We start from the raw sequence: 1,822 nt of genomic DNA, 5'->3' as shown, positions 1-1,822 counted from the left end.
GTGCTGATCGGGCCGGTCGCGGGGCGCGCCGTGGACCGCCACGGGGCGGGGCCGACCCTCGCCGGCGGCGCGGCGGTCTTCGTCGTCGCGGTGCTGCTGACGCTCGCGCCGTCGCTGCCTTTGGTCGCGCTCGCGCTGGCGCTGGTCTGCGCGGGGTTCTTCTCCGTGCACGCCGCGGCGGTCGCCGCGCTCAACCGTCGCCTCGCCGCGGCGCGCGGCAAGGCGAACGCGCTCTACACGCTCTTCTACTACCTCGGCGGCGCGGCCGGCATCACCGCCTCCGGCCACGCCTACAAGGCCGCGGCGTGGCGCGGGGTCGCCGCGCTCGCCTTGGCCGCGCTCGCGCTGCTCTTCGCCGCGGGGATCGTCGAGACGCGCGCCGCGCGCGCGGACGAGATCCGCTGACGCGCGACGGCCGCGAGGCGCGTCGGGCGCGCCCGGCGTCGCCGCGGGATCGGGCGAGGGGCGCGTCAGGCGCGCCCCTTCGCGACCACCGCCGCGAACTCCGCCGCGCGGCGGCCGAGGTGTTCGGCGGTCCGCAGGTCGCTCGGAATCGGCGCGACGTCGGGACCTTGGTCGGCGTTGCTCTGGGCCATCGCGCCGAGCGACGAGCCGAGCCGGTTGAGGTCCTCCACGCCGCCGGTCGAGCTGTTGTTGCCCGGCAGCAGCCCGAGGCCCACCCAGATCATCCCGTGCTGCGCGGCGAAGACGGCGAGCGCGGCGAGGGTGTTCTGCTTGTCGCCGTTTTGGCTGGCCGAGTTGGTGAAGCCGGCGGCGATCTTGTCCTTCCACGCCTGCGCGGCCCAGCGCTTGGACGACTTCTCCATGAAGAGCTTGAACTCGGCGCTCACGTTCCCCATGTAGGTCGGCGTGCCGAAGATCAGCGCGTCGGCGGCGTCGAGCTCCTCCCACCGCGCGTCCACCTCGCCCACCGGCACGAGCGCGACGTTGGTTCCCGAAACGGAGGCCGCGCCGCGCGCGACGGCCTCGGCCTGCTTGGCGGTGTGCCCGTAGCCACTGTGGTAGACGACGGCGACGTTCATGGTCTGTCTCCTCGGCGCCCGGCGGCGTTCCGCCCGCGCTCGACTGAAACTATGATGGTTACGGTACGAGCGCAAGGAAAATTTCGCGGGGCGGCGATTGACGGCGGCGGGGGAGTTGGGCGAAAGTCGCCGCATGATCGAACGAATCGCCTTCACCCTGTACCCGGTCAAGGACGTGGCCCGGGCCCGCGCCTTCTACGAAGGGACGCTGGGGCTGGCCGTTTCCAGCGACTTCGGCGGCCACTGGATCGAGTTCGAGCTGGCGGGAGGCGTCTTCGCCATCTCGGACATGATTCCCGACCTCGGTCCGTCGGCGGAGCGCGGCGGCAAGATCGCGTTCGAGGTGGACGACGTCGACGCCCTGACGGAGCGGCTGCGCGCGTCCGGCGTGCCGGTCGTCGTCGAGCCGTTCTCGACGCCGGTCTGCCGGATGAGCGTCGTGCTCGACCCCGAAGGCAACAGCCTCACCCTCCACCACGTGACCGCGTAGGGGAGGCTGGCGCGCCCCGACGCTCGTTGCCCCGCGTGAGCCTCCTCCGCGCCTGCCTCCGGACGCGAACCTAGCGCCCCCTTGCCTTTGAACGTTGAACGTCAACGGGGCGCCGTGTCCGCGTCGGTCGGCCCGTGCGCCGCCGGCGTGGACCGCGTTCCCGCGGGGCCCTATCTTGGTCCGCGGGGCGCACCCGATGACGCCGTTCCTTCTCACATTGGTCGGCCTCTATGGCCTCGCCGCCGCGACCGGCTTCGCGCTCGCCGCGGCGTCGGCCGTCCGCGCCCCG

At 73.1% G+C, this 1,822-nt stretch carries 3 protein-coding genes; 2 read left to right on the top strand and 1 reads right to left on the bottom strand.

The window, feature by feature from the left end:
- Window positions 1-405, top strand: a 405-nt coding sequence (locus LLG88_02990) for an MFS transporter (protein MCE5245873.1), incomplete at its 5' end; no start/stop codon positions are given.
- Between the two features lie 65 nt (window positions 406-470).
- Here the strand turns inward: LLG88_02990 and LLG88_02985 are convergent.
- The gene (locus tag LLG88_02985; GenBank protein MCE5245872.1) at window positions 471-1,043 is read right to left on the bottom strand and encodes a flavodoxin family protein; all 573 of its coding nucleotides are present in this window, start codon (window positions 1,041-1,043) and stop codon (window positions 471-473) included.
- Window positions 1,044-1,176: 133 nt separating this feature from the next.
- Between LLG88_02985 and LLG88_02980 the strand changes: the two genes are divergently transcribed.
- Window positions 1,177-1,533: a VOC family protein gene (locus LLG88_02980; GenBank protein ID MCE5245871.1), complete on the top strand. Its 357-nt coding sequence runs from the start codon at window positions 1,177-1,179 to the stop codon at window positions 1,531-1,533.
- Window positions 1,534-1,822: the final 289 nt, after the last annotated feature.

This window comes from bacterium (assembly GCA_021372775.1).
Classification (GTDB): domain Bacteria; phylum Acidobacteriota; class Polarisedimenticolia; order J045; family J045; genus JAJFTU01.
This window is presented reverse-complemented; position numbering and strand designations above follow the sequence as displayed.